This is a genomic window from Pedobacter sp. KLB.chiD (assembly GCF_047040275.1).
Lineage (GTDB): Bacteria > Bacteroidota > Bacteroidia > Sphingobacteriales > Sphingobacteriaceae > Pedobacter.
In genome coordinates this window covers 4,744,335-4,769,637 of the sequence record NZ_CP178207.1, presented here as the reverse complement: position 1 = coordinate 4,769,637, position 25,303 = coordinate 4,744,335, and the positions used below count along the sequence as shown (strand labels likewise).

At 39.0% G+C, this 25,303-nt stretch carries 23 protein-coding genes and 1 riboswitch; of the genes, 12 read left to right on the top strand and 11 right to left on the bottom strand.

Annotation, left to right across the window (positions count from 1 at the left end):
* The first annotated feature begins 85 nt into the window (after nucleotides 1–85).
* Both radA and ACK1I8_RS19720 read left to right on the top strand, forming a co-directional pair.
* Nucleotides 86–1,462, top strand: coding sequence for a DNA repair protein RadA (gene radA, locus ACK1I8_RS19725; protein WP_412466986.1), 1,377 nt, complete (start codon nucleotides 86–88; stop codon nucleotides 1,460–1,462).
* Nucleotides 1,463–1,792: 330 nt separating this feature from the next.
* Nucleotides 1,793–2,257 (top strand): DUF4920 domain-containing protein, encoded by a 465-nt coding sequence (locus ACK1I8_RS19720; protein ID WP_412466985.1) that lies wholly within the window; start codon nucleotides 1,793–1,795, stop codon nucleotides 2,255–2,257.
* Nucleotides 2,258–2,415: 158 nt separating this feature from the next.
* Here ACK1I8_RS19720 and ACK1I8_RS19715 read toward each other — a convergent pair whose 3' ends face one another.
* Together ACK1I8_RS19715 and ACK1I8_RS19710 are read right to left on the bottom strand one after the other, a co-directional pair.
* On the bottom strand, nucleotides 2,416–3,480 hold the full coding sequence (locus tag ACK1I8_RS19715; protein WP_412466984.1) for a branched-chain amino acid aminotransferase: 1,065 nt from the start codon (nucleotides 3,478–3,480) through the stop codon (nucleotides 2,416–2,418).
* A 144-nt stretch (nucleotides 3,481–3,624) separates the two neighbouring features.
* Nucleotides 3,625–4,590: a tryptophan 2,3-dioxygenase family protein gene (locus tag ACK1I8_RS19710; protein WP_412466983.1), complete on the bottom strand. Its 966-nt coding sequence runs from the start codon at nucleotides 4,588–4,590 to the stop codon at nucleotides 3,625–3,627.
* A 64-nt stretch (nucleotides 4,591–4,654) separates the two neighbouring features.
* A riboswitch (Fluoride riboswitch) is annotated at nucleotides 4,655–4,717 on the top strand.
* Nucleotides 4,718–4,736: 19 nt separating this feature from the next.
* Here ACK1I8_RS19710 and ACK1I8_RS19705 point away from each other — a divergent pair.
* On the top strand, nucleotides 4,737–6,026 hold the full coding sequence (locus ACK1I8_RS19705; RefSeq protein WP_412466982.1) for a voltage-gated chloride channel family protein: 1,290 nt from the start codon (nucleotides 4,737–4,739) through the stop codon (nucleotides 6,024–6,026).
* A gap of 59 nt (nucleotides 6,027–6,085) precedes the next feature.
* Here ACK1I8_RS19705 and ACK1I8_RS19700 read toward each other — a convergent pair whose 3' ends face one another.
* The 3 genes from ACK1I8_RS19700 to ACK1I8_RS19690 form a co-directional block, all read right to left on the bottom strand.
* Nucleotides 6,086–6,664: a transposase gene (locus tag ACK1I8_RS19700; protein WP_412466981.1), complete on the bottom strand. Its 579-nt coding sequence runs from the start codon at nucleotides 6,662–6,664 to the stop codon at nucleotides 6,086–6,088.
* Between the two features lie 104 nt (nucleotides 6,665–6,768).
* A complete protein-coding gene (locus ACK1I8_RS19695; protein ID WP_412466980.1) occupies nucleotides 6,769–8,070 on the bottom strand; it encodes an HAD-IB family phosphatase in 1,302 nt (433 codons plus the stop codon).
* The gene (locus tag ACK1I8_RS19690) at nucleotides 8,070–9,032 is read right to left on the bottom strand and encodes an NAD-dependent epimerase/dehydratase family protein (protein WP_412466979.1); all 963 of its coding nucleotides are present in this window, start codon (nucleotides 9,030–9,032) and stop codon (nucleotides 8,070–8,072) included. The genes ACK1I8_RS19695 and ACK1I8_RS19690 overlap by 1 nt, the downstream gene beginning before the upstream one ends.
* Nucleotides 9,033–9,103: 71 nt before the next feature.
* Between ACK1I8_RS19690 and ACK1I8_RS19685 the strand changes: the two genes are divergently transcribed.
* The 3 genes from ACK1I8_RS19685 to ACK1I8_RS19675 all read left to right on the top strand — a co-directional run bounded on the left by ACK1I8_RS19685 (nucleotide 9,104) and on the right by ACK1I8_RS19675 (nucleotide 12,815).
* Entirely contained in the window at nucleotides 9,104–10,285 is a 1,182-nt protein-coding gene (locus ACK1I8_RS19685; protein WP_412466978.1) for a formimidoylglutamase, read from the top strand.
* Between the two features lie 116 nt (nucleotides 10,286–10,401).
* On the top strand, nucleotides 10,402–11,562 hold the full coding sequence (locus ACK1I8_RS19680; RefSeq protein WP_412466977.1) for an ATP-binding protein: 1,161 nt from the start codon (nucleotides 10,402–10,404) through the stop codon (nucleotides 11,560–11,562).
* A gap of 98 nt (nucleotides 11,563–11,660) precedes the next feature.
* Nucleotides 11,661–12,815 (top strand): redoxin domain-containing protein, encoded by a 1,155-nt coding sequence (locus ACK1I8_RS19675; protein ID WP_412466976.1) that lies wholly within the window; start codon nucleotides 11,661–11,663, stop codon nucleotides 12,813–12,815.
* 115 nt (nucleotides 12,816–12,930) lie between these two features.
* Here ACK1I8_RS19675 and purD read toward each other — a convergent pair whose 3' ends face one another.
* The 5 genes from purD to dcd all read right to left on the bottom strand — a co-directional run bounded on the left by purD (nucleotide 12,931) and on the right by dcd (nucleotide 20,262).
* Nucleotides 12,931–14,202: a phosphoribosylamine--glycine ligase gene (gene purD, locus ACK1I8_RS19670; RefSeq protein ID WP_412466975.1), complete on the bottom strand. Its 1,272-nt coding sequence runs from the start codon at nucleotides 14,200–14,202 to the stop codon at nucleotides 12,931–12,933.
* 149 nt (nucleotides 14,203–14,351) lie between these two features.
* On the bottom strand, nucleotides 14,352–15,227 hold the full coding sequence (locus ACK1I8_RS19665) for an SDR family oxidoreductase (RefSeq protein ID WP_412466974.1): 876 nt from the start codon (nucleotides 15,225–15,227) through the stop codon (nucleotides 14,352–14,354).
* 125 nt (nucleotides 15,228–15,352) lie between these two features.
* Complete coding sequence (locus ACK1I8_RS19660; protein WP_412466973.1) at nucleotides 15,353–16,114, bottom strand: enoyl-CoA hydratase/isomerase family protein; 762 nt, start codon at nucleotides 16,112–16,114, stop codon at nucleotides 15,353–15,355.
* Nucleotides 16,115–16,210: 96 nt separating this feature from the next.
* Nucleotides 16,211–18,901, bottom strand: coding sequence for a TonB-dependent receptor plug domain-containing protein (locus ACK1I8_RS19655; protein ID WP_412466972.1), 2,691 nt, complete (start codon nucleotides 18,899–18,901; stop codon nucleotides 16,211–16,213).
* Nucleotides 18,902–19,725: 824 nt separating this feature from the next.
* Complete coding sequence (gene dcd / locus ACK1I8_RS19650) at nucleotides 19,726–20,262, bottom strand: dCTP deaminase (protein ID WP_335318946.1); 537 nt, start codon at nucleotides 20,260–20,262, stop codon at nucleotides 19,726–19,728.
* Nucleotides 20,263–20,333: 71 nt separating this feature from the next.
* Between dcd and ACK1I8_RS19645 the strand changes: the two genes are divergently transcribed.
* The 5 genes from ACK1I8_RS19645 to ACK1I8_RS19625 all read left to right on the top strand — a co-directional run bounded on the left by ACK1I8_RS19645 (nucleotide 20,334) and on the right by ACK1I8_RS19625 (nucleotide 23,416).
* The gene (locus ACK1I8_RS19645) at nucleotides 20,334–20,981 is read left to right on the top strand and encodes a 4'-phosphopantetheinyl transferase family protein (RefSeq protein WP_412466971.1); all 648 of its coding nucleotides are present in this window, start codon (nucleotides 20,334–20,336) and stop codon (nucleotides 20,979–20,981) included.
* 11 nt (nucleotides 20,982–20,992) lie between these two features.
* On the top strand, nucleotides 20,993–21,721 hold the full coding sequence (lipB, locus tag ACK1I8_RS19640) for a lipoyl(octanoyl) transferase LipB (RefSeq protein WP_412466970.1): 729 nt from the start codon (nucleotides 20,993–20,995) through the stop codon (nucleotides 21,719–21,721).
* A gap of 43 nt (nucleotides 21,722–21,764) precedes the next feature.
* A complete protein-coding gene (locus tag ACK1I8_RS19635) occupies nucleotides 21,765–22,490 on the top strand; it encodes an SGNH/GDSL hydrolase family protein (protein WP_412466969.1) in 726 nt (241 codons plus the stop codon).
* A gap of 86 nt (nucleotides 22,491–22,576) precedes the next feature.
* Nucleotides 22,577–23,086: a DUF5684 domain-containing protein gene (locus ACK1I8_RS19630; RefSeq protein ID WP_412466968.1), complete on the top strand. Its 510-nt coding sequence runs from the start codon at nucleotides 22,577–22,579 to the stop codon at nucleotides 23,084–23,086.
* A gap of 6 nt (nucleotides 23,087–23,092) precedes the next feature.
* A complete protein-coding gene (locus ACK1I8_RS19625; RefSeq protein ID WP_412466967.1) occupies nucleotides 23,093–23,416 on the top strand; it encodes a DUF2752 domain-containing protein in 324 nt (107 codons plus the stop codon).
* Here ACK1I8_RS19625 and ACK1I8_RS19620 read toward each other — a convergent pair whose 3' ends face one another.
* A complete protein-coding gene (locus ACK1I8_RS19620; RefSeq protein ID WP_412466966.1) occupies nucleotides 23,417–24,160 on the bottom strand; it encodes an RDD family protein in 744 nt (247 codons plus the stop codon). It lies immediately after the preceding gene.
* Nucleotides 24,161–24,357: 197 nt separating this feature from the next.
* Here ACK1I8_RS19620 and ACK1I8_RS19615 point away from each other — a divergent pair, with 197 nt between their 5' ends.
* Complete coding sequence (locus tag ACK1I8_RS19615; protein WP_412466965.1) at nucleotides 24,358–25,299, top strand: stage II sporulation protein M; 942 nt, start codon at nucleotides 24,358–24,360, stop codon at nucleotides 25,297–25,299.
* The last annotated feature ends 4 nt before the right edge of the window (nucleotides 25,300–25,303 follow it).

Below are 25,303 nucleotides of genomic sequence, written 5' to 3'. Positions count from 1 at the left end.
TTATACGGTCAATATATAAATCTCGACCCGGCGGTATTCAAACCTCAATGAGAAAGGTTAAATTCGTAATCTAAATTTTAATCAATTGGCAAAATCAAAAACCGCATATTTCTGTCAAAGCTGTGGCTACGAATCGGCAAAATGGCTAGGCAAATGTCCTTCCTGCAATCAATGGAATACTTTTGTAGAAGAAATTGTAGAAAAAAGTCCGGCCTCAGTTCCTGCCTGGAAAAGTGATACTACCAGTCGCAAACTCAGTAAGCCAAGTAAGGTTAATGAAATACAATCATCAACTGAGCGTAGAATATTAACCAGTGATAAAGAACTGGACCGTGTATTGGGTGGTGGCCTGGTAGAAGGATCATTGGTATTAATCGGTGGCGAACCGGGCATTGGCAAATCAACCCTGATGCTGCAACTGGCGTTAAATTTAAAAGGCAAAAAACTATTATATATCTCTGGCGAGGAAAGCGAACAACAGATAAAAATGCGGGCGGAAAGGATTCAGGAAAGTCCGTCGTCTAACTGTTACATCTTGACGGAAACATCAACGCAAAACATCTTTAAACAGATCGAAATTTTAGAACCGGAGATTTTGGTGGTCGATTCTATCCAAACGCTTCATTCTGCCCATATCGATTCTACTCCCGGCAGTGTATCGCAGGTAAGGGAGTGTACAGCAGAGCTATTGCGTTTTGCCAAAGAAACCGGCGTACCTGTTTTCCTTATTGGCCACATCACTAAAGATGGTGCTATTGCGGGACCCAAAATACTCGAACACATGGTTGATACAGTTTTGCAATTCGAAGGCGACAGGCACCATGTTTATCGAATTCTGAGGTCGATCAAAAACCGATTTGGTGCAGCTGCAGAACTGGGTATTTACGAAATGCAGGGAAGTGGTTTGAGGGAGGTTTCCAATCCATCAGAGATTTTACTCTCACAGCGTGATGAAGAGCTGAGCGGAATAGCTATTGCCGCGACATTAGAAGGCGCCAGGCCAATGTTGATTGAAACACAGGCCCTCGTAAGTTCAGCTGCCTACGGAACCCCTCAACGCTCCGCAACAGGCTTCGATACCAAAAGAATGAATATGCTCTTAGCTGTTTTGGAAAAACGCTGTGGTTTTAGGTTAAGTACACAGGATGTTTTCTTAAATATTGCTGGCGGAATCAGAGTAGAAGATCCTGCCATTGACCTGGCGGTATTGATTGCCATTATTTCTTCGCATCAGGATATTGCGGTGTCTTCCAAAAATTGTTTTGCGGCAGAAGTTGGCCTGTCAGGAGAAATTAGGGCGGTAAACAGGATTGAACAACGTATTGCCGAAGCAGACAAGCTAGGTTTCGAAACCATTTATATCTCTAAATACAATTTGAAAGGAATTTCAATAGAAAAATACAACTTGGAAATTAAGGCTGTATCTAAAATAGAAGAGGTATTCAGCCTGGTTTTTGGATAAGCATAATGATGTGGAATTTATTCAACAACATTCCTCATAAAGAAGATAATTTTCCACATCTATAACCGTGCTAACGAACAACAGGCATAAATTAAAACAAAATAACCATCTGAATATGAGTGTTTTATCAAAATATTCAAACAAAACCTCAGGTTTTGGTTTTGAGTTTGCCTTTAAAAAATAAGATAAGTAAATCATTGCGTTTGATTTACATAATATTAGGGATGATTTTCCCCGCTAACGGATGTTAGCGGGGCTTTTTTTGTTTCAATATTTAGAAAAAATTTAGATAACTTTGATTAGACCATAATAAAAATCAATTATATAATCATGAAAAAAATTATCCTATGCTTAAGTTTTTGCTTGTTTACCGTACTTTCCTTTGCTCAAACGGCATATAGCGGTCAAAAATTTGGGGAAGAAGTTAAACCCGGTGATGTAAAACCAGCTGCTAAGATGGAAGCTGCCATGGGCGACAAAAAGGCTGTCGATATGAAAATCGAAGGTAAAGTAGTTGATGTATGTAAGAAAAAAGGCTGCTGGATGACATTAGAAATGCCAAATGGCGACCCTATGCGGGTAACTTTTAAAGATTATGCTTTCTTTATGCCAATGGATATCGTAGGCAAAAAAGTGGTTTTGGATGGCTTAGCCAAGAAACAAACCATCTCAGTAGAAACCTTGCGTCATTATGCAGAAGATGCTAAAAAATCTCCTGAAGAAGTTGCCAAAATTACTGAACCAAAAAAAGAACTCGCTTTTGAAGCTAAGGGTGTGGTGATTTTAGATAAGTAATTCCCAGAATTAAACATGATAGTATTCGTCACCCTGAATTTATTTCAGGGTCTTAAAGATGCTGAAATAAATTCAGCATGACGAAACAGGAAAACGAGACAAAAAATAACCCCGATGCAGAGTATCTATCGGGGTTTGTTATTTTCTATGGTTTCAGCTTACAAAACCCAGTTCCAGCCAAATTCATCAGGCGCTAAACCGTAACGGATATCATTTAGTTTTTTAGAAATGCCGTTTGAAATATGTCTTGTAGCAGGATCGGTCAACTTATAGATCTGACCATTATAACCCATTTCGCCTACGTGCGTTACTGTTGCTGCAGTTCCGGCGGCAAAAGCTTCGGTCAAGCTTCCGTTCTCTATCCCTTCAATTACTTCCTGAACAGAAACCCTACGCTCTTCAACTTCTACTCCAGCTTCTTTAGCCAGCTTGATAATCGTATCACGGGTTACACCATCTAAAACGGTACTGCGCACAGATGGCGTAATCAATTTACCATTAATTACAAAAAGCAAGTTGGCTGTTCCGGCTTCTTCAATAAACTCATGGGTTACTGAATCTGTCCAGATCAATTGATCGTAGCCTTCTTTTTTAGCTTGCTCAAAAGGATACAATGAACGGGCATAATTTCCCGCAGTTTTGGCAAAACCAACCCCTCCTTCGTCTGCACGTGTAAATTCAGTTTCTATTTTAACTTTTAATGCACTACTGTAATATGGACCTGTTGGCGTAGTTAACAAAACAAATTTATAGGTATCTGATGCCTTAACCCCCAAGTAAGGATCCATTGCAAACATCACCGGACGGATATACAAAGCGTAATCTTCCTGATTTGGCACCCACTTCTCATCAATATTGATCAGCGCAGCCAAACCCTGCATAAAAATTTCTTCAGGAACAGCCGGCATCGACATCCTGGCTGCTGATTTGTTAAAACGCTCGAAGTTTTTATCGGCACGGAACACGCTGATTTTTCCATTTGGCTGACGATAAGCCTTTAATCCTTCGAAAATTGCCTGTCCGTAATGAAGTGCAGAAATTGCCGGGCTCATCGGAATAGGGCCGTAAGGAAGAATCTGTAAATTTTTCCATTCGCCATCCTCATAATCGGCAGTGAACATGTGATCGGTAAAAACCTTACCGAAAGGTAATTGTGAAAAATCAGTAACCGTTAATCGTGTTTGATCTGTTTTGGTGATTTTTATATCTAATGTCTCGGTCATAATTTATTAATTTTGAATAACTGATTTTTGAATGCGTGAATGATTGTGTCATGCCATTCAATCATGCTGTCATTTTATAATTCAATCATTGGTTATTTGCGCAAATTAAGAAAAAGCAGCCTTTTTTAATAGCTTTTTGCAATATTAATCTTTGTTTTTGAGTGTTTTAAGTACACTAAGCACCCAGCCTTTACCCCACTCCTCCATTTGCATATCGGTCCATAGAAACGGATAAAAGATTCGCTTCTGAAAACGCGGAGGCAGATACTTTTGCCAGTTGGTTCCGCCCGTTGCGGCAATATCAACCGGATCTTTCTCCAAATAACGTACAGCCGATTTATAATGCGATAAAGGCCATTCTACGTTAACGTACAGATCAAGTTTACGTAATTCATCAGCAAGGGCGGAAACATCTGCTCCATTAGCCTGCAAGTTATGGTATAGCGCCGAAAAATTAGTTGAAATTCGGTTTTTGGCCAATTGCAGAAACTGAGCGGCATACTTATTGATAAATTGCTTTAAAGTTAAAGTTTGCTTACCGGAAGCCAGTTCAGTGGCTCCAAATTTCCAATAAATATGTTCGAATTGTTCTTCTATTGTTGCAGTGCTTAGTTCTTCCCGTTTGGACTTGTCTACTAACCGGATAAAATCCGTAGCACAGATCTCAATCATCCGGTACTGCCCCGATTGGAACCCACTGGCAGGCAACAACGACATGCGAAATTTCAAGAACTGTTCTTTCTCCATACCATCAACCATAACCTCAAATGAGTTGGTTAAGGCATTGAAATAAGCATTGATCCGTTTTACCCGTGCAGTAAAAAATTCTGCGGTTAAATTTTCATGTTCCGCAATCTGCCTGCACTCGTGCAGGGCAAGCTTAAAATAAAGCTCGGTAATCTGGTGGTACATAATGAAAATCTCTTCGTCAGGTATCGGTGTTTTAGGACTTTGCAGGCTCAGCAAAGTATCCAGATGGATATAATCCCAATACGTTAAGAAATCGGCATATAAAAGACCATCAAGGTATGATGCCATATCCTGTCCCATTGCCGTGTATTTTTCCTGCAGTCGATGTAGTTTGTCTTTTATCTCGGGTGTAAAATCCATGGTTTAAAGTTAGCTGCACAAAGGTGATAAAGATTTTGCAACAAATAACTAAATTTTATACATTTGAAACAACGGCGATGGGGTACCGCCAAAACCGCCCAAACAGGCTGATGACTCCTACGATTTTTATTTAAAATTGAATTCAAATGCCTGTTAACAAACTAACAGAAGGATTTCTTCTGTCTATCAAACACTTTATTAAGATCGACTTCGGATTACTTCTAACGAGCACGATAAAGTGGCTGTTCATTTCTGCCATGTTAGGTGCAATTATTGGCTCAGCTTCTGCCCTGTTTTTGGCAACATTAAACTGGGCAACCGATTATCGCGAGCAACACCTGTGGATGATCGCCTTCTTGCCTATTGCAGGTATTATAATTGGTCTTTCTTATCATTACTGGGGTACGAAGGTTGTTAAGGGAAACAATCTTTTGATTGAAGAATTACAATCGCCAAAAAATGTAATTCCACTGATGATGGCGCCACTCATTTTTGCAGGTACGATTATTACCCATTTATTTGGCGGATCGGCCGGAAGAGAGGGTACAGCGGTCCAAATTGGAGGAGCCTTTGCCGACCAGTTTACAAAACTGCTTAAACTTAAAACCAGAGACAGGAAAGTGATCCTCATCTGCGGGATTAGTGCAGGTTTTGCCTCTGTTTTTGGAACACCCTTAGCAGGTGCTGTGTTCGGACTGGAGGTTTTTGTGATTGGAAGCTTAACCTACAGTTCAATTCTTCCATCATTTATCACAGCAATTATTGCCGATTATGCCTGCAAGGCCTGGGGGGTTGGGCATACACATTATTCGGTAACCACTGTACCAGAAATAGATTCGATAAACCTATTATCATCTTTAGGCGCAGGCATATTGTTTGGTCTTGCCGCTAGAAGCTTTTCTGCATTAAACCATTCGTTATCCACCCTTTTTACCAAAATTAAATACCCACCTTTGCGTCCGTTTATTGGCGGAATAATTTTAGTTGGAATTATTTACCTCATCGGGAATACACGATATATCGGCTTGGGAATTCCGGCAATTTCAGAATCTTTTATAAAACAAGAGGCCTCTTATACCTTTGCGATTAAATTATTTCTAACTGCACTTACCTTGAGTGCAGGATTTAAAGGTGGTGAGGTTACTCCACTTTTTTTTATCGGGGCCACACTGGGTAGCTTTTTAAGTTTTTTTATCCCCTTGCCGATAAGCCTGCTGGCAGGCATGGGTTTCGTGGCCGTTTTTGCTGGGGCAGCGAACACACCTTTAGCCTGTATTTTTATGGGAATAGAGTTATTTGGTGCGTCATCCGGGATTTATATTGCACTGGCCTGTGTTACGGCTTACCTGTTTTCGGGCCACACCGGGATTTATAAATCGCAGACTATCGGGGCGCCGAAGCACTTGTTGTTGAAGAGGCATCAGTTTTTAAGATAGCTTTGACAACCTTCTCAACAAGAGGCCTGTAAGGTTGTCAAAGCTTATCAAACATGATATTACCCTGAATGTCCAGAGTGAAATTGTAGATATTCTTTTTTCCCTCCAAACCAATTCAGTACTTCTTGTTTCTTTAATTTAGTAGTGGTTTCAAGTAGAATCCGACTGTAAGAGCTCCATTTCCAATCTCTGAAATCGGAAATAAGATTATGCTTTTGAGGATTAGAATGAATATAATAAACGAGCCTTGTAAAATATGATTCGTCGTTTATCTGAGCACGTTTAAATGGCGTTTGAAATAATGTACCTATTCTTTTATGCTGGATATTAAATGCCAATGCATAGGATTGAAAGAACATCCTGAACTGTTTGCTCACTATATCATGCACAGAAATATCACGAATTGAATTGGTAATCTTTAAACTTTCTTTAACCCTGATTAGCAGATGAAAATGATTTCCTAATAAACAATATGCGTATACGTCTAAGATATTGGAAAGGTATTGATCAATTTTTTTTAGGAAAAATCTATAATTAGCATCCGATTTAAAAAGTGGCTGCCTATCTATGGATCGGTTATAAATGTGATAGAATTTCCCCTCTTCAAATTTAGTATAATAATGTTCAGTCTTTGCCATAAAAATATTGCCAAAACCAATATACTAAAAATAGCTTATAAAAAGCTTTGACAACCTACAGGTAAATAGCCTATAAGGTTGTCAAAGCCTTCAATCGGCTACTGTTAATAAAGCACCCTAAACTTTATCGTTTGCTCGATCTTTTTAAGCGATTTAAACAATTGTTTATCATACTCGGTATTGATATCGGTAATGGCGTAGCCAATTTCAGAGTTAGTCATTAAAAACTGGCTCACGATGTTAATATGGTGTTTGGCAAAAACGGTATTAATTTTTGCCATGATACCCGGTACGTTTTTATGAATATGAATTAAACGGTGCGATTTATCAATTTTTGGCAACTGCAGATTAGGGAAATTACTGCTTAAATAGGTTGCACCGGTGTTCATAAAATCAGCCACCCGTTTCGGGATGAAACTAATATTACGCGGGTTGTTTTTAGGGTCATCAAAAACAACAATACCTTGTGTGGTACATAAATTGAGATCTATTTTATTTTTTGCATTCCCTAAATAGCCAATGGTTTTCAGTTTAGCAGCACTTTTCAATTGCTCTTTACTTATTTTTTCACCATCAGCTAAAACGATGATTCCTACATCTTTAACATATTTATCTTCAAAAGAGGTTTTATGCCTAATGGACAGGCCATCATTTTTAAGGATAGAAATCGTTAAGGGATCAACTTCACCAATTACGAGGCAGAGGATTCTATTTTTAGGGTATGAAATGGCACGCGGCAGATCATTTACATACAGAAACTCGTCGAAACTAGGAGTAACATGGTCTGCTTTGGAAACAATGCTTTCACGGGCAATATTTTCAGTAAAGGCAAAAAATTTATTGATGATACCGCTTTCGCGCAATTGAAAATCAGAATAACCATCACCTATACCAAATAACTCGCCTTCGAGTTTTAAGTGCTGGAGCAATTTTACTTTCCCACCCTCTTCACTTAATGGATTGGCATGATCGTAATCTATAATTTTGCCATCGCCGGTGGTTACAAAGGTATTGGCATAAATATTTTCCTTTTTAATGTGGTACTGGCTTACTACCGGGGTAATAAACTCCTTAAAACCGCCAGAAACAATCAGCACTTCATCTGCATGTTTCCTAAAAAATTCGGCATTACGCGAAAACGAGGTAGATACTTTCTTTTTTAGGTGTTTAATAAGCTGTTTTAAATGATCTTCATTCGCTTCGAGCAGTTTAACACGTTGTGCTAAACTTTCGGAAAAGGAAAGTTTCCCTTCCATGGCAAAATTGGTATAATCTTCAATTTTTTGGAAAATTGCTTCTTTATCCGGATGGTTTTTTAGTGAAATTCGGGCAAGTTCATCAAGGGCTTCTACCTGTGTAAAGGTACTATCAAAATCAATGATGTAATAGGCTTTTTGTTTGGGCATTATCTTAAATGTTGGGTAATTTCTTTTATGCTTTCGGCAACCGGCTTAAAGGTAATACCTGTTGCTGTTCTTACTTTCTGGTTACTGTAATAGCTTAAGGTTAAACTGCTTTTCGCCGCATCTCTGGTGATGGAAGGCTGTTTACCCGTAAATATCGACACAAATTTCAGCGCTCTCCAGGCTATTCCGAGCATCCAGGGCTTTGCTTCTTTTGTTGGCGCTTTCACCCCAAATCCCTGCGCAATTTCACCGAACAGCTCTTTATAATGGTAATCATCGGCAGAAATGATATACCGCTCTCCAGAAACTTCGGTATCCATTAACAGCAGCATTGCTTTGGCCACATCTTCAACATCCACAAAACCTGAAGCACCATTGGTGTAAAACGGAAAACCATCTTTTACCAATTTAAAAATTGCTCCGCTACCTTCGAATCCGGCATTTTTACCAATAATTACCGAGGGGTTAACAATAATGGCGTCTAATCCTTCAGTAATACCCCGCCAAACCTCCATTTCTCCTTCGTATTTAGATAAACCGTAAGCATGTGCTTTGGCATCATATTCCCAAAAATCTGTTTCGGTGATTTTATGCCCTTTTTTTGCATTACCTAGTGCAGCAACTGAACTGACATGCAATAGCCTGCAGTTATTTTCGGTACAAAGATTAACAATGTTCGATGTACCTTCTATATTTACATGAAAAAGCTGTTTTTTATCTTTGGGGTTGAAGGATACAAATGCAGCGCAATGGTAAACTTTGGTAATCCCGGTAAAAGCATCTTCTAAAGCAGCAGGTTCATTAATATCGGCTTCAAACCATTCAATCGAAGGAATATTTTGAATTAAAGCAGGGATTTTAGATTTATCCCGCTTGAGTGCCCGGACACCTAAACCCTTATCGGTTAACTGCTTAATTAATTCAGATCCTAAAAATCCAGTTCCTCCGGTTACCAGTATCATTTTATTTTTTTCGGGCTACATGTGGAAATACGCATTCAAAAATAGATATTTGAGCCGAGAGTTTTAAATATATGTCATTAACGGATTTCTTTTCCCCCATAAACCCCGAAAGTTTTACGCCGAAACAAGGTTTTTTAACCAGTCAGTTAGGGCTAAAAGCGGAGATCTATACTCAATCGTTTCCCGATTTTGAGGAACATACCTATGATCTGGCCATTTTTGGGGTACTTGATGGGAGAGGTGCCGTTAACAATGAAGGCTGTGCTTTGGCCCCTGACTATTTCAGAGAAAAATTTTACAGATTGAATGAAGGTGCTTTTAAGAGCCGGATTGTCGATTTAGGTAATATTAAACATGGCGCAACCATTGCCGATACTTACATCGCCATTAAAATGGTGGTTTCTGAATTGATTAAAAAAGACATTATTCCAATCATTATTGGCGGTGGGCAAGACTTAACGTATGGTCAATACCTGGGTTATGAAGATTTAGAGCAGAAAGTTGATCTGGTGATCATTGATAACCAATTTGATATTGGTGATGATGACCACGAAGGAATTGCTACCCGATCGGATTGTTACCTGAATAAAATTTTCTTACATCAGCCCAATTACCTTTTTAATTTCAGCAATATAGGTTATCAAACTTATTTTGTGAATCAGGAAAGTTTGAGCGTAATGGACAAATTATATTTTGATGTACACCGTTTGGGTGAATTTGCCCAGGATATCACCTTAACAGAACCCATCATCCGTAATGCCAACATGATCAGCTTTGATTTAGGCGCTCTCCGCTCTGCTGATGCTGTAGCTAATGCCAATACCACTCCAAATGGTTTTGATGGTGAAGAGGCCTGTCGGATTGCCCGATATGCTGGTATGAATGATAAGTTAACTTCAATAGGATTTTACGAATTTAACCCTGCTTACGACAACAACGGACAAACGGCTTTCTTACTTGCCCAAATGGTATGGTATTTTGTAGACGGCTATTACGCCCGAAAAAAGGATTTCCCGCTCACACCGAAATCGCAGTTTATCATCTATAGAACCAGTTTAAAAGACGGTTCGGGAGAGATGACTTTTGTAAAAAGTAAAAAATCAGACCGTTGGTGGATGCAGGTTCCTTATCCATCTGGCCAATCCAAAAACGAGCGTTACCATTTGGTGCCTTGCAGATATGATGATTACCAGATTGCTGTTAATGGCGAGATGCCCGATTTGTGGTGGAGAACCTATCAAAAGCTGAATTAAAAGTTGTGTAATTTCAAAGTTGAAGCTGTGTAATTTCAAAGTTGAAGCTGTGTAATTTCAAAGTTGTAATTGTATACACTTATCTTTTTTTGTACTTTTGACTAAAACAATCAACTATGCAACAATTAGTTAAAAGGCATATAAGTAAACATATAGAGCACCAAAAAAATAAATTTCCTATTATCGCCATTACTGGCCCAAGGCAATCGGGAAAAACTACATTGCTAAAGAATTTATTTAGTAATTACAGATATATTTCCCTTGAAAACCCAGATGTTAGGGCATTTGCAACCGAAGATCCTAATGGCTTTTTAAGTGAATATGATGATAAAGTGATTTTTGATGAAGTGCAAAGAGTTCCACTACTTTTTTCTTACTTACAGGGATTGGTTGACGAATCTAAAATAATGGGACAGTTTATTTTATCAGGTTCACAGAATTTTCATTTAATGCATGGCATAACACAAAGCCTTGCGGGAAGGGTAGCACTATTTAAACTTTTACCTTTTGATTTATCAGAACTTAAAGCCGACGACTTACTTCAGCCTTCATTTGCAGAGGCCTGTATTAAAGGCTTCTATCCTGCTATTTATGATCGTGATATAGAACCTAATATATATTTTACCAATTATATACAAACCTACGTAGAAAAAGATGTAACAGAACTTCTAAATATTAAAGATTTGCGTGCATTCAGAACCTTTATCGGATTATGTGCCAACCAGGCCGGCCAGCTGCTTAATCTAAGTGCACTAGCTAATGCCTGCAATATATCACAACCGACCGCAAAAAACTGGCTTTCTCTTTTAGAAAGCAGTTATATCATATATCTGCTACAACCCTATCACGAAAATTTTAATAAACGTTTAGTAAAAACACCAAAACTTTACTTTTACGATTCAGGTTTATTGTGCCATTTACTTAAAATTAAAACCAGCGAAGCCCTATTAAAAAATAGGTTAAAGGGAAACATCTTTGAGAACATGGTAATTACAGAATTCCAAAAACAAAATTATCATAACTACTTAAATAACGAATATTACTTTTGGCAAGATAGCCATGCTAATGAAATAGATCTACTTCAACCAACAGATGAGGGCTTTGGTGTATTTGAAATTAAGGCTACACAAACCGTTACTCCTGATCTTTTTAAAAATATGAATAAGTTTGAAGTTACAGCAAGTTCTAAAAAAGTGGAAAAAACGTTAATTTATGGAGGATCAGAAAACCAAAAACGCAGTCAGTATAAAATATTAAGCTGGCAATCGATAAAGTAAAGGCTTAAGCCACTATAAACAGTCTATCATAATTTTACACAGCTATTTACGTTTTAGCGATACAGATTTCTATATTTGAATAGGATTAAACTAACTTCATGAAAAAAATATTATTATCAGCAATGGCTTTATTGCCATTTGCAGCAATGGCACAGAAGCCATTTACGGTTAATGGCGACATAAAAGGCCTAAAAACCGGAGATAAGGTTTACCTTATCTATCAGACTGAAGGTAAAAGCATTACCGATTCGGCAATGGTAGCAAATGGTGCTTTTGTTTTTAAAGGAACACTGGCCAGCCCTGCCCAGGGAAGTCTTTTCTTAAACAAAAACCCTTATGTAACCCGTCCAGCACAAGGTGAAAAATTAGATGGTTTATCACTTTATATAGAGCCGGGAAATATCAAACTGGCTGCGGCAGATTCTTTAAAGAAAGCAGTAATTACAGGTTCTCCTGTTAATGATGATGCTAAGAAACTGAAAGCATTAACTAAGCCTGTAGCAGATAAACTTGCTGCAATTAATGCAGAATATGCAGGTTATACACCAGAACAGAAACAAGATAAAGCTGTTATGGAAGCTTTAAGTGCACGTTATGAAAAAGAAGCTGCGGCAATGCCTCCGTTATTATTACAATTTGCCAGCAACAACCCGAAATCATTTGTAAGTTTAAGTTCAATTAGTCAGCTGGCTTCAGATCCTGACCAGGCAGCCACAGCAGAGAAGGCTTTTGAAACTTTATCACCGGAGCTTAAGGCTACTTACACAGGCAAAAAAATTGCTCAGATATTTGAAGCAGGAAGAAAGACAGCCATAGGCGCAATGGCGATGGATTTTACGCAGAATGATCCTGAAGGCAAACCAGTTAAATTATCTGACTTTAAAGGTAAATACGTTTTAGTTGATTTTTGGGCATCTTGGTGTGGCCCATGCCGCCAGGAAAACCCCAATGTAGTAACCGCTTACAATAAATTTAAAGATAAGGGTTTTACTGTTTTAGGTATCTCATTAGATGGAGGAAATACCAAAACAACTAAAGCAGCATGGCAAAAAGCCATTGAAGCCGACAAGTTAACCTGGACACATGTATCTGATTTGAACGGCTGGGATAATGAAGTGGCTCAAATGTATGGCATCCGCTCCATTCCAGCGAACTTCTTAATTGATCCAACAGGTAAAATTATTGCCAAAGGTTTAAGAGAACAGGCTTTACAAGATAAACTTAAGGAGTTGTTAGAAAGTAAATCGAAATAAGAGATAGGCATTCAATGAGAAAGTCCCAACTAAACATTGGGACTTTCTTTTTTTACAGGAAAATATTAACCTTAATTGGATTGAGATTTATCTATATTCTCTCAACTATCCTCTTTTAAATCAAATCGAACCCGATATCTTCCCTGAAATATTTTCCGTCAAAATAAATCCTACCTGCATCAGCGGTTGCAGATTGTAAAGCCGTGAACAGATCTTTCTGTAAACTGGTAATGGCAATCACCCTGCCTCCGTTTGTTTTCACGACATCATTTTCTAATAATGTACCGGCATGAAATGCATTGGAATGGCGTAAGTTCTCGATTCCGGTAATAGCCTTACCTTTCAGGTAGTCGCCCGGATAACCACCTGCCACAATCATTACCGTGGCAGCTGTTTGCTCCGAAATCACTAAATTAACCTGGTTTAATTCTTTCTTAGCGGTAGCCAGAAACAGTTCCACCAGGTCATTTTCAATTCTGGGGATCACACTTTCGGTTTCGGGATCACCCATCCGTGCATTGTATTCGATCACAAAGGGTTCTTCTCCAACTTTAATCAGTCCAAAAAAGATAAAACCGGTATAATCAATATGATCTTTCTTTAAACCATTAACTGTTGGTTTAATAATACGTTCTTCTACTTTGGCCAAAAATTCTGGCGTGGCAAAAGGAACAGGCGAAACTGACCCCATGCCACCGGTATTTAAACCGGTATCGCCCTGGCCAATCCGCTTATAATCTTTAGCCGAAGGAAGTGTGATGTAGTTTTCACCATCCGTTAAAATAAACACCGAAAGTTCAATTCCGCTTAAAAACTCTTCGATCACAACTGTTGCCCCTGCTGCACCAAATTTACCACCAAGCATCAGTTTTAATTCTTCCTGGGCTTCGATGGTTTCCGTACAGATTAATACTCCTTTACCCGCTGCCAAACCATCTGCTTTTAAAACAACAGGCAAGGCATGGTTTTGCAGGTAGGCCAATCCATCCTCCAAGGTTTCGGGCGTGAAAGATCTTGAAGCCGCAGTAGGAATACCATGACGCTCCATAAACTGTTTCGAGAAATCTTTACTTCCTTCCAGAATAGCACCTTCTTTTTTTGGCCCAATAACCGGAATGTGGGCAATAGCCTGATCGGCAAGGAAAAAATCATGAATACCATTTACCAAAGGTTCTTCAGGGCCTACCACAACGAGTTCGATGTTTTCGGTAAGCACTACTTTTTTGATGGCATCAAAATCGTTTACATTGATGTTGATGTTGGTACCATAAGCCCCTGTACCACCGTTACCTGGAGCAATAATTAGTTTATCGCAGTGCGAAGACTGGCTCATTTTCCAAGCGAATGCGCTTTCTCTGCCGCCTGAACCTAAAAGTAAGATATTCATACCGGCAAAGATAAATAAAAATGTAAGAGGGAAAATGGAAAAAGACGGATGATGGAAAGGCAATATGTAGAATGGAAAAAGGTAAGATGGATGATGTATTCGGCGAACGGAAATTACCCATCATCCATATTACATTCTTACGTTTTAAATTACTTAGCGCTTCGCGTCATTTGCTCCAACATATCCCACATTTCGTTAGGGATGGCTTCCAAACCATTCATCTGCCCTGCCCCCTGCAACCACTCGCCGCCATCAATGGTAATGACTTCTCCATTGATGTAAGCAGAAAAATCGCTCACCAGAAATGCCGCTAAGTTGGCCAGTTCCTGATGATCGCCCACTCTTTTCAAAGGCACACGGTTTTTAAAATCGAATTTTTTAGCCAAATCGCCGGGTAACAAACGCTCCCATGCGCCTTTTGTGGGGAATGGACCTGGTGCAATGGCATTGGTACGGATACCATATTTCCCCCATTCTACCGCCAAAGATCTTGTTAATGCCAGAACACCCCCTTTTGCACAAGCGGAGGGTACAACATAGGCGGAGCCTGTAAAAGCATAAGTAGTAATAATATTTAAAACTGTTGCGGCCTGCTTCTCCCTGATCCAATGTTTACCAAAAGTAAGTGTACAATTAACCGTTCCTTTTAAAACAATATCGATAATAGAAGAAAAGGCATTAGCAGATAAGCGTTCAGTGGGAGAAATAAAATTACCAGCGGCATTGTTCAATAATACATCAACAGCGCCAAACCGTTCTAACGTTTTTGCCAGTACGTTTTCTACCTGTTCAATTTCCCGCACATCGCAAGCTACAGCCAGCACTTTACCTCCAGTTTTTTCCTCCATTTCATCGGCAGATTTTTGCAGTACATCCTGCTTGCGGCTGGTAATGACTAAATTAGCGCCTAACTTCAAAAAATAAACACCCATCGCCTTCCCAAGGCCCGTCCCTCCACCTGTAATAACGATGGTTTTTCCTTTTAAAGCATCTTCTCTGAGCATTGGTGAATTATAATTGAACATAATTAATTTGGTTAATTGGTTAACTGTTTAAATCAGTCAATTTGCTAAACTGATTAATTTATTGAAACGGGTAACGGTCTATAGCATTATTCCCAGGCTGGAAACTGCCCATTGTAACATGCAAACTACTTCCTCTGCAGGTTAGCCAAAATTGTTTGTAAGATATGGCGAGTTGCAGGCGACCACCATTGGGCCAGCATTTTTTCCAGCGTAGCAGATTGGTCGGCAGATACCGCAGCAATCAGCTCTTCGCGGATATTTACTTTACTTTGCGACCAGGTATTACTTTCTAGTTCCATGTACTTTTTAATTTTGCGCTCGGCTGCTGTTAATAAACTCTCGTTTTTAACCAATTCGTCTACCAGGCCAACCTTTAACGCTTCTTCAGGATTATATAATTTGCCAGACAGCAAACTGCGGGTCGCTTCGGCTTTACCGATCCAAAAAGCATATAACTGGAAAATACTATTGGGTACGATAATACCTACCGGCACTTCATTTAAGCCAATAATGTATTGCCCTTCTGCCATTACCCGATAATCGCAGGCTAATGCCATTACACAACCGCCGGCCGGACTATGTCCGCTAATAGCGGCCACCATTGGTTTTTTAAATGAAACCATATTGGCTGTAAAATTCAAAAACAACTGCCAGAAAGATTTAGCCTCGTCTTCGTTATAGTTATAGAGTTCAACCAGGTCCAATCCAGCAGAAAAGAAAGGCGCTGTTCCGGTTAATATCACACCGCCAATGTTATCATCGGCGGAAATATTTTTAAGCATATCGTTTAGCGCTGTAATTAACTCACGGTTTAAGGCATTTGACTTACCTCTATCTAATGTGATGGTTGCCAGGCGATCTTTAACGCTTACTTTTATTGTATTCATATTTAAATAGTATCAAGATTTACGAATCTGGTATTAAGACAAACATACCCAGCATAAACTATGCATGCATACTAATTCAAATTTATCTATTTTTCTCTATTTAACATCATAAGTATACACTTTTCTGGCCAAATGCCCTGCAGCGTCTATTCCCTCTATTACTACGCGATAGGTGCCAGGCTCATCCGCATTATAAAAATCAAATTGTGCTTTTCCCTCTTTATCTGTAACAACCTGTGGGTTCCAATAAATAGTTGTTCTTAAATCGGGCTTGTTTCCAGCGCTTGCGTTATCGTATTTTGGAGAATAAAATTCTCTTGAAACCGTAAATCCTTTAGGATTAAGTGTTAGAATTCCTGGTGCATATTTATTTACACTTCTGCCGCCGTCGCCACGTTTAGTCGTAATAATAAGTAATCCTCCACCACCTCTTGAACCATAGATGGCCGTATTACCAATACTTTTTAGCAACTCAATAGATTCAACATCCATAGGCACAATATTATCCAAAAAATCGGCCTCCATTTGCATCCCATCAACAATAATCCCCATTGGCGTATCCTGACTACGCATGAGGTATGGCACATTCCCCCTGAATATTACACCTGGTAAACGCCCCTGCAAACATTGAGACAAGGTAACACAGGTAGATAACTCGTCGGCTGTCATTACAAAATCAGCTCTACCAGCTCCGTTTAAGTTGGAAGAATTTTTAGCCGGATTTTTCTTTTCCGTAATGGTTACCTCATCAAGTTTAATGGTCCGCTCCAGCAAACCCAAACGGGTCATTTCATTAAAATAGTTATCACTTTCTTTAATGTACTTCATTAAAGTATTGTTTACATTGATGTCGACATCGGCTCCATTTTTATTTTTTGTCACAATCTGTCCGGGAACAATATCCAGATTAATGTCTACAAATTTCCGTTCTGTTTTCGTTCTTGCCTGGACCACAAACTTTGTACTATCGCCAAAACTTAAGTTGTCAAAAACAAATTTTCCTTCGGCATTGGTTACCGTATCCAAAATATACATCGTTCCTTTTGTGGCCATAAGCATTACTTTACCACCAGGTACAGGCTTATTGCCTTTCATTACCGTTCCGCTGATGGTGATAGACTGTTCAGGCTTATAAGTGATGTTCGGACCAACATTATTGATAATATTTTTCCAAAGAAATCTTCGCCAGCCCTGGGTAAGCATCAGGTTATCGAGTTCTTTTTGTGTTTGAAGATCATCTTTTAGAAAATAATGGTTGGGCTGTTCTACGTAGCCGGCCAAATCAGAGGTAAGTAACAGTGAAGTAAGGATATTCGATTCATTGTTTTCATCCGGAGCAACCTTTGTGGCATTGGTAACCGCTACCGAAAAACTACCTAAAACAGGTTTCTGATCATTAGTTGCATTAAAAGTAAAAGCTGCTTTACCTCTTTTTGAACTTGATACACCAGATGAATTAAGTGATACATCAATTAGTTCTGACTTGTTATTTATAAAGACCAAACGTTCTGCCAAAGGCTGATTGGTGCCTGAAAACAACGTAAACTGAACAACACCCAGCGGCAGATTCTTTTTCGGAATACTGGCCATCAGTACTTGTTTATCCATTTTGGCTTTGGAGCCATAATATACATTGCCGCCTTGCTGGGCAACAACTTTTAATTCAGCTCCATTATTAAGATCGGCACTGGCCATAATTTTAACCACTACTTTACCCGTATCCAGAGCATTCACTGAAAGTGCATAACCACTCTTAACCGCTACCGGAAGTTTAATCGTCTTTTCAGAACCATCTTTAAACTTAACTTTTGCCGAATATGATCTACCGTCCTGACTATTGAACACGAAATTTCCCATACCCAGGTAATCTGTAGAAAAAGTGGTCACTTCATTTCCCGTTTCATCTATAATACTGCCTGTAACATCCTCTCCACGGCCATTGGACCCTACCGCTTTGATCGCTACCTTTTGTGGCAGCTCTTCAACCAGAGTACCTCCCTCTGGCATAAACTGCACATCTACATCATTAGAGGTCGATGTAATCGGGATAGATTTGATCACTTTTTGTTTATTATCGAGCGTTATGGTTGCAATAATTTTTCCAGATTTATTTTGAAAGGGCTGGTTATTGGTAAAATTAATCACGGCATCGCCTGTTAAACTGGTTTTAACTTTCCCTTTGCTAACGGAGCGGTAATCTAACTGCACATCATAACTTACTTCATTCTGGCTATAAGCAATACCATTTTTATCTTCAAAATGAATGGTTGCAGTAACTTTATCTGCATTGTTTTCTTTGGCAAAATTGTAAACGGTTTTTGTAAAAACTTTGTTGGCCCAGCTATTTCCGATTTTAATGGTCTTATCATAAAAGAATTCGGTGCCAAAATTACGCATGTAGTTGGTGTAGGCCCTGATTCTATAATTACCCTCGGCAAGCGAATCTGTCAGCTTAAAATCGCCCCATGTAATTCCGCCCATAACAGGCAATTTAACCTGTTTTTTTAGCGAATCTTTTTCATTGATCAGCTCTACATACAGGATTTTGCTGATATCTGATGGCGCCGAAGTTTTGGTATTTACCACATAAGCCTTGAACCAGATATCATCTCCAATGGCATAATAAGGCTTATCTAAATGAAGGTGGACTTTTTCTTGGGGATATTTATTGGTATAATCTTCTAGTTTCTTTAAAAGCTGACTAAATGGATCATCATCCATTTTAAATGCGCCAAAAACAATAAGGAGAGATAAAAAACCAATGGCGAGAGTAATTTTAAGTTTCATGTGGTTAAGGTACAATTAAATACGTGTCAAGGTACAAAACCTAAGGCATACTTTTATGAAGTAAGCATGAAATTTAGTTTTACCTCTAAGTTTTTAGTTGACAACTCAAATTTGCTTTATTGATTGAATGGCAGGCCGCGAGGCAGATGAGAATCTGCACTTCATTTCTATGAAAAAATATGTTGCCCGCTAAGGGGTTTGGAAATGAGCATGCAGTGGTCTTTGGGGGGGTAGCCCCGCTTTTGTTTACAGTCCTCACTACGCTCGGGGCTATTCCGCCTAATCGAGTTTAGAGACAAAGGTTTATGCACCTAATACCTCGAAAATCACATACAGGTGTAACCAAATATTTGATCTGTTGGTGCCGCACCGACCGAAATAGGATTGGGAAATCAGCATTCAGTATTTCCTGGGGGCGGATAGTCCCGCTTTTCATTTCAAGTCCTCTCCCGATGAAATCGGGATCCGGGCTTTACATTGAAATCGGGTTTAGAAACAAGGTTTTCTGCACCCTGCAACCCCACACATGGAATACCGCATTGGCCAATTAGCCCCCCTGCCCGTTGCAGGCCGGGTTGCAGCGGTACCCTGCAGCAACGAGGCACGAGGCAGCGAAGCGTACAAGCGGAAAACGGAAGCAAAATTATTGTGTTGTACCATCCCTGCGCTCCAAAAAATGACGCTTTTTATTAATCAGAAAAACAAGTAGTTTGTGGTTTAGGAAACGGGCATGTAATGTCGTAGGCAGCCTTAATCCCATTTGACGACCGGTCCCTTTCAAGCTTTCAGCTTTGACAATAAACAGATCCCCGAAACAATATCGTTTAGAACTTATTCTTCCACATCATGCTTTCTACCGGCCTGGTGGTTTTATTATTGTACTTTGCGTTACCTTTTGCATTGTACATCGTTTCAATCTTACCTTCAACAACAAAGTAAATCAATTGGCCAATAGGCATTCCGGCATAAACTTTTACTGGTTGCGCTACCGATATTTCCAATGTCCAGGTATTACAAAAACCAACATCGCCTTTACCTGCCGTGGCATGGATATCGATACCTAAGCGCCCGGTGCTGCTTTTTCCTTCTAAAAAAGGTACATGTCCGTGTGTTTCGGTATATTCTACGGTAACCCCCAGGTATAGCGTACCCGGGTAAAGTACATAACCATCCTTAGGAATTTCGAAATGTTCAATTTCGTTATGCGCCTTCGCATCAAGCACACGGCTTTTATAGGTAGCCAGATATTTACCTAAGTGAACATCATACGAATTGGTTCCTAAACATTCGCGTTTAAAAGGCTCGATGATGATTGTTCCTTTCTCCATTTCTTCCAATATCCTGCTATCAGATAATATCATTTTTATGCGTATTTTTGGCCTAAATTATCATTTATTTAAGATAATTTTGCATGTAATCTCCAATTTAATCAATGCCAATCATTTACCACAAAAATATTGATCAGCATTCTGTTTTAGCCATCTGGAAAATTGAGGAAACAGAGGAAGACTTGTTGGCCGGACTGCAGCTTAAGCAGCATGAACATGATATTATTTCATCGTTAAACAGCGGCAAAAGGCTATTGCACTGGTTAAGCACGAGATTGCTTTTGAGAACCATGCTAAACACGACCGAGTATATCGACTGCCAGTTTGATGAACATGGCAAACCTTATCTGGTTAATTTTGATTACCATATTTCGTTAAGCCATTCTTACGATTATGCTGCCGTAATGATTAGCAAAGACCACCCTGTTGGTATTGATATTGAACTCATTAAACATAAAATAAAAAGCATTAAACATAAATTTTTAAGTGATTTAGAGCTTGCCCAAAAACAGATCGGTGATAATACGGATGGCTTGTATGTAGCCTGGTGTGCCAAAGAGGCAATTTATAAGTGGCATGGCAAAAAAGGATTGGAATTTAAGCAACATATTCATATCAAACCTTTTAAGCTAAAAAACGAAGGTTCACTAAACGCATTGGTAGAGCTGCCATCAGGTACGCGGGAACTGACCATTAATTATTTTAAAACAACAGACGGTTACATGTTAGGCTACGTAGCCGGCAATTCTTAATTTACATGGAGATGAACGAGACAGCGGACAAAGCAATTGCAACAACATTAAAACCAACCATTTTTGCAGATTGGGGCTTAACAGACTACCAGGAAGCATGGGATAAACAGGAAGATCTGCTCAATAAAACGGTAGCCATTAAAACAGAAAACCGGATTAACAACACGAATAAGCCTACACCCAATCATCTTATATTTTGCGAACATCCACATGTTTATACTTTAGGTAAAAGCGGTCACCCCGAAAATTTATTGTTGGACGAACAGGGTTTAAAAGATAAACAGGCAACCTATTATAAAATAAACCGCGGTGGCGATATTACCTATCATGGCCCAGGACAGATTGTAGGCTACCCGATCCTTGATCTTGATAATTTCTTTACCGATATCCATTTATATTTACGCACCCTGGAGGAAGCCGTTATCCTTACCTTAAAGGATTATGGGATAGAAGCCGGGCGTTATCCTGGTTTTACCGGAGTTTGGTTAGATGCCGATAATGAAAAAGCACGCAAGATATGCGCTATGGGCGTGCGTTGCAGCAGATGGGTTACTATGCATGGTTTTGCCTTCAATGTAAATGTAGATTTGGATTATTTCAAAAATATTGTTCCCTGCGGAATTGATGATAAAGCGGTTACCTCTTTAGCCAAGGAATTGGGTTATCAGTTGGATATGGAAGAAGTTAAAGGCAGACTGAAAGACCATATTGCGGAATTGTTTAAAATGAACTTGGTTTAGCAAGAAACAAAACCATGTTTAAGTCTACTTCGTAAATTAAGTTATGAAGTTTTTATTAAGTGCCATTTTATTTTCTTTCTTAACTTCGGGCTGTACTAAAAAAGCCCCCATGATCAACGAGCCAAATACAGATCAAATTACCAAACCATCAAACTCGACAGGAAATTTCACTTATTTAGCTCTGGGCGATTCTTATACCATTGGCGAATCGGTTAAGCAAGCCGAATCTTTTCCATATCAGCTTCAGGGTTTGTTAAAAGCTCAAAACATCACCGTAGCAACTCCCAAAATTATTGCGGTTACAGGCTGGACCACCAACGAGCTTCAGGCGGCCATTAAAAGTGAAAATTTAAATGGCACCTTCAGTTTTGTGACGCTTTTAATCGGCGTAAACAACCAGTACCGAGGTTACCCTTTAAGCACTTATAAAAAGGAATTCTCAGAATTGTTGCAAACGGCAATTACTTATGCAGGTGGTAATAAAGCCAGGGTTTTTGTAGTTTCCATACCCGATTGGGGCGTTACTCCTTTTGGCAAAAACTCAGGAAGAAGCACGCAAACTATAGCCAGCGAAATTGATAGCTTTAACGCGGCAAACCAGGAAATAACACTTGCAGCCGGCGTAAACTACACCAATATCACACCCGCATCGAGAAACGCAGCAACCGACCTATCATTAGTAGCAGAAGATGGATTGCATCCAAGCGGTAAAATGTATACCGAATGGGCCACTGCTTTATCAACAAAGGTAGCTGCCTTGTTGAAATAATTAAATACTCATTTATTCTATTTTTGAATAAAAAAAATTACTTTAGTTCGACAATTTAAATTAATCACCTTTAAAGACAGTAATTTATGAATGAGTATGAATCAAGCGGAGTAGCCGCAGGTATTGGAGGGGGCATTGCAATTTTATATCTTGCGATAATCGTTCTCATGATTGTGGGCATGTGGAAAGTGTTCGAAAAAGCAGGAAAACCAGGTTGGGCGGCTATTATTCCGATTTACAATTTAATAATTTTATTAGAGATTGTTGGCAAACCCATGATCTGGATTTTATGGTTAATCATTCCGTGCGTTAATATTGTGTTTGCAGTATGGCTTTATAATTTGGTTAGCAAAAGCTTTGGCAAGTCAGAAGGCTTTACGGTGGGGATGGTTATTTTCCCTTACATCTTTTGGCCAATTTTAGGTTTTGGAGATGCTAAATACCTGGGTCCATCAGCTGCAGAAGCACAAAATAATGGTTTTGGAAATAATCCTTTTAACAATCCAAACAACCCGTTTAACAGTACCACCAATCCTTTTAATAAACCAACTGATAATCAGGATCATTCAAATGATACTCCGCCACCAGTAGTATAATTTAGGATGTTTATCATTTTTATATTTTGCAGCTTAATTAACCTGGTTGATTGGCTGCAAAATCATTTAATCCCCTGCCCATTTAAGGCTTTAACCGGGGTCGATTGCCCGGGCTGCGGCTTTCAGAGGTCTTTTATTGCGCTTATTCAAGGCGATCTGTCAAAAAGCTGGTCACTTTATCCTCCAACTATTCCCTTACTGTTTTTATTTATCTCAGCTGGTCTATTGTATAGATTTCAGTTGAAGAAACGCTCTTTTATCTTTAAGGTATTGGTTCTTATTATTGGCAATTTTGTAATGATCTGCTATTTACAAAAAATGTTTTTTTAGCTAAACGCCCATGTTAGCGGTGAGGTGATTATAATCCTTTAACACGGTTTCCAGAAACTGTAATTCATTCATCCCAGCTGGAATGTTTACCAAAGTATGGGCTTTGGTTTTAGCCGCCATGGCATAAATTAGATCAGGATTCCCTGTTTGATAATAACTGGTTAACACTTCATGAATAAGCTCTATATCCCGATCATTTAAATGCAGTACTTCCTTAAACAGCGGTTCATATTCTTCGGGTAAATTAAAACTGAATGCTACATTGGCCAATTCGGTACGGGGTTTGGTTTTAATTAATGTAGTTTTGGCCAGCAAATCCCCTAATCGCTGGTGGTTTTTGGTTATGGCTACCGATACCAGTGCGACAACGCCCCAGCCAAAAGGAAAGCCAAAATCAATCATCCGGAATAACCACCTGAAAATATACTGTCCAAAAGTTGGCTGTGTACCATCAATGCTGATCACCTTGATCTTTAACACCTTTTTTCCAAAAGTTTGTCCATCCATAGTGATTTCGCACACCAGATCATAGAAAATAAAAATGGCCAGAAAAATAAAAAAAATGATCATTGCAGCAATGCCTGACATGCCCATCCGGGCTGCGCCCATAACAATCAGTGTAATTACAGCAAGAACTGCAAATCCGGCCAAGTCGATACATCTTGCAGCTATCCGTTCTCCAAGACCGGCAATTTCGTAATCAATATCAATATTCTGAGCCGTGCTAATTCTGATGCTATCCATATTCAAACATAATTTTTTTTAAGATAATAGCCGCAGGTAAATCTCTATTTTTTGTAACTAAAGTTTTATTATATTTTCAGTTTAGCTGGTTCATCTATGTATATTTGTTTTGATGAGTGAAAAAATCTGATAATAATGCGGATTTTATTTCCATAAAAATTTAGCTATTTTAACCCAAGATTTGGTAACGCCTTTAAATGAGAGAAGCATTATTTGTTAAACAGAATTCGAAGAAGTGGCAGCATTACGATTCGATGCAACAGGCAAGTCCTGATGAAGTGGCCAATCAGTTTATCGAGATTACCAACGATCTGGCCTTCTCAAAAACATTTTATCCGAACTCGAAAACTACGGCCTATCTTAACGGCTTAGCTTCCAAATTACACCAGTCTGTTTACAAAAACAAAAAGGAAAAATCGAACCGCTTTATTCATTTCTGGAAAACTGAACTTCCCTTAATATTCTTGCAACATCGAAAACAGGTACTTTATGCCCTGGCATTTTTTTTGGTTTCGTGTGCTATTGGCGCTCTATCGGCCAAATACGACGATACTTTTGTTCGTTTGATTATGGGCGACGCTTATGTAAACATGACGAATGAAAATATTGCTAAAGGTGATCCTTTTGGGGTTTATAAGCAGAGTAATGAATTGATGATGTTTATGCAAATTGGGTTTAACAATATTTTTGTTGCACTATACACCTTTGTTTCGGGCATTATATTTTCTTTTGGATCTATTGTTTCGTTATTCAGAAACGGTATCATGCTCGGGTCATTTCAATATTTCTTTTTTAGCAAAGGCCTGGGCTTTCAATCGGTTCTGGTGATATGGATTCATGGGACATTAGAAATATCGGCTATTGTTTTGGCGGGTGCAGCTGGTTTGGTTTTAGGTAATAGTCTTTTATTTCCTAAAACCTATACCCGAATGGCCTCTTTATTAAGAGGCGCAAAGGATGGATTAAAAATGGTAATAGGTCTGATACCCATTTTTATTGTGGCCGCATTTTTTGAAAGCTTTGTTACCCGACATACTGAAATGCCTTTGTGGTTAAGTGTACTGATTTTGCTATCTTCTGCAGCTTTTATCATCTGGTATATATTTATTTACCCTATTAAAATCTATCATAACAAGTAACACT

Excerpts from the sequence above, each read along its gene's own strand:
- ACK1I8_RS19635 (WP_412466969.1), top strand. The coding sequence starts at position 21,765 with ATGAAGTTTTTATTAAGTGCCATTTTATTTTCTTTCTTAACTTCGGGC.
- ACK1I8_RS19680 (WP_412466977.1), top strand. The coding sequence starts at position 10,402 with ATGCAACAATTAGTTAAAAGGCATATAAGTAAACATATAGAGCACCAA.
- ACK1I8_RS19695 (WP_412466980.1), bottom strand. The coding sequence starts at position 8,070 with ATGCCCAAACAAAAAGCCTATTACATCATTGATTTTGATAGTACCTTT.
- dcd (WP_335318946.1), bottom strand. The coding sequence starts at position 20,262 with ATGATATTATCTGATAGCAGGATATTGGAAGAAATGGAGAAAGGAACA.
- ACK1I8_RS19675 (WP_412466976.1), top strand. The coding sequence starts at position 11,661 with ATGAAAAAAATATTATTATCAGCAATGGCTTTATTGCCATTTGCAGCA.
- ACK1I8_RS19660 (WP_412466973.1), bottom strand. The coding sequence starts at position 16,114 with ATGAATACAATAAAAGTAAGCGTTAAAGATCGCCTGGCAACCATCACA.
- ACK1I8_RS19625 (WP_412466967.1), top strand. The coding sequence starts at position 23,093 with ATGTTTATCATTTTTATATTTTGCAGCTTAATTAACCTGGTTGATTGG.
- ACK1I8_RS19690 (WP_412466979.1), bottom strand. The coding sequence starts at position 9,032 with ATGATACTGGTAACCGGAGGAACTGGATTTTTAGGATCTGAATTAATT.
- ACK1I8_RS19720 (WP_412466985.1), top strand. The coding sequence starts at position 1,793 with ATGAAAAAAATTATCCTATGCTTAAGTTTTTGCTTGTTTACCGTACTT.
- ACK1I8_RS19655 (WP_412466972.1), bottom strand. The coding sequence starts at position 18,901 with ATGAAACTTAAAATTACTCTCGCCATTGGTTTTTTATCTCTCCTTATT.
- ACK1I8_RS19685 (WP_412466978.1), top strand. The coding sequence starts at position 9,104 with ATGTCATTAACGGATTTCTTTTCCCCCATAAACCCCGAAAGTTTTACG.
- ACK1I8_RS19700 (WP_412466981.1), bottom strand. The coding sequence starts at position 6,664 with ATGGCAAAGACTGAACATTATTATACTAAATTTGAAGAGGGGAAATTC.
- ACK1I8_RS19705 (WP_412466982.1), top strand. The coding sequence starts at position 4,737 with ATGCCTGTTAACAAACTAACAGAAGGATTTCTTCTGTCTATCAAACAC.
- purD (WP_412466975.1), bottom strand. The coding sequence starts at position 14,202 with ATGAATATCTTACTTTTAGGTTCAGGCGGCAGAGAAAGCGCATTCGCT.
- ACK1I8_RS19665 (WP_412466974.1), bottom strand. The coding sequence starts at position 15,227 with ATGTTCAATTATAATTCACCAATGCTCAGAGAAGATGCTTTAAAAGGA.
- ACK1I8_RS19645 (WP_412466971.1), top strand. The coding sequence starts at position 20,334 with ATGCCAATCATTTACCACAAAAATATTGATCAGCATTCTGTTTTAGCC.
- ACK1I8_RS19710 (WP_412466983.1), bottom strand. The coding sequence starts at position 4,590 with ATGGATTTTACACCCGAGATAAAAGACAAACTACATCGACTGCAGGAA.
- ACK1I8_RS19715 (WP_412466984.1), bottom strand. The coding sequence starts at position 3,480 with ATGACCGAGACATTAGATATAAAAATCACCAAAACAGATCAAACACGA.
- ACK1I8_RS19615 (WP_412466965.1), top strand. The coding sequence starts at position 24,358 with ATGAGAGAAGCATTATTTGTTAAACAGAATTCGAAGAAGTGGCAGCAT.
- ACK1I8_RS19620 (WP_412466966.1), bottom strand. The coding sequence starts at position 24,160 with ATGGATAGCATCAGAATTAGCACGGCTCAGAATATTGATATTGATTAC.
- ACK1I8_RS19630 (WP_412466968.1), top strand. The coding sequence starts at position 22,577 with ATGAATGAGTATGAATCAAGCGGAGTAGCCGCAGGTATTGGAGGGGGC.
- lipB (WP_412466970.1), top strand. The coding sequence starts at position 20,993 with ATGAACGAGACAGCGGACAAAGCAATTGCAACAACATTAAAACCAACC.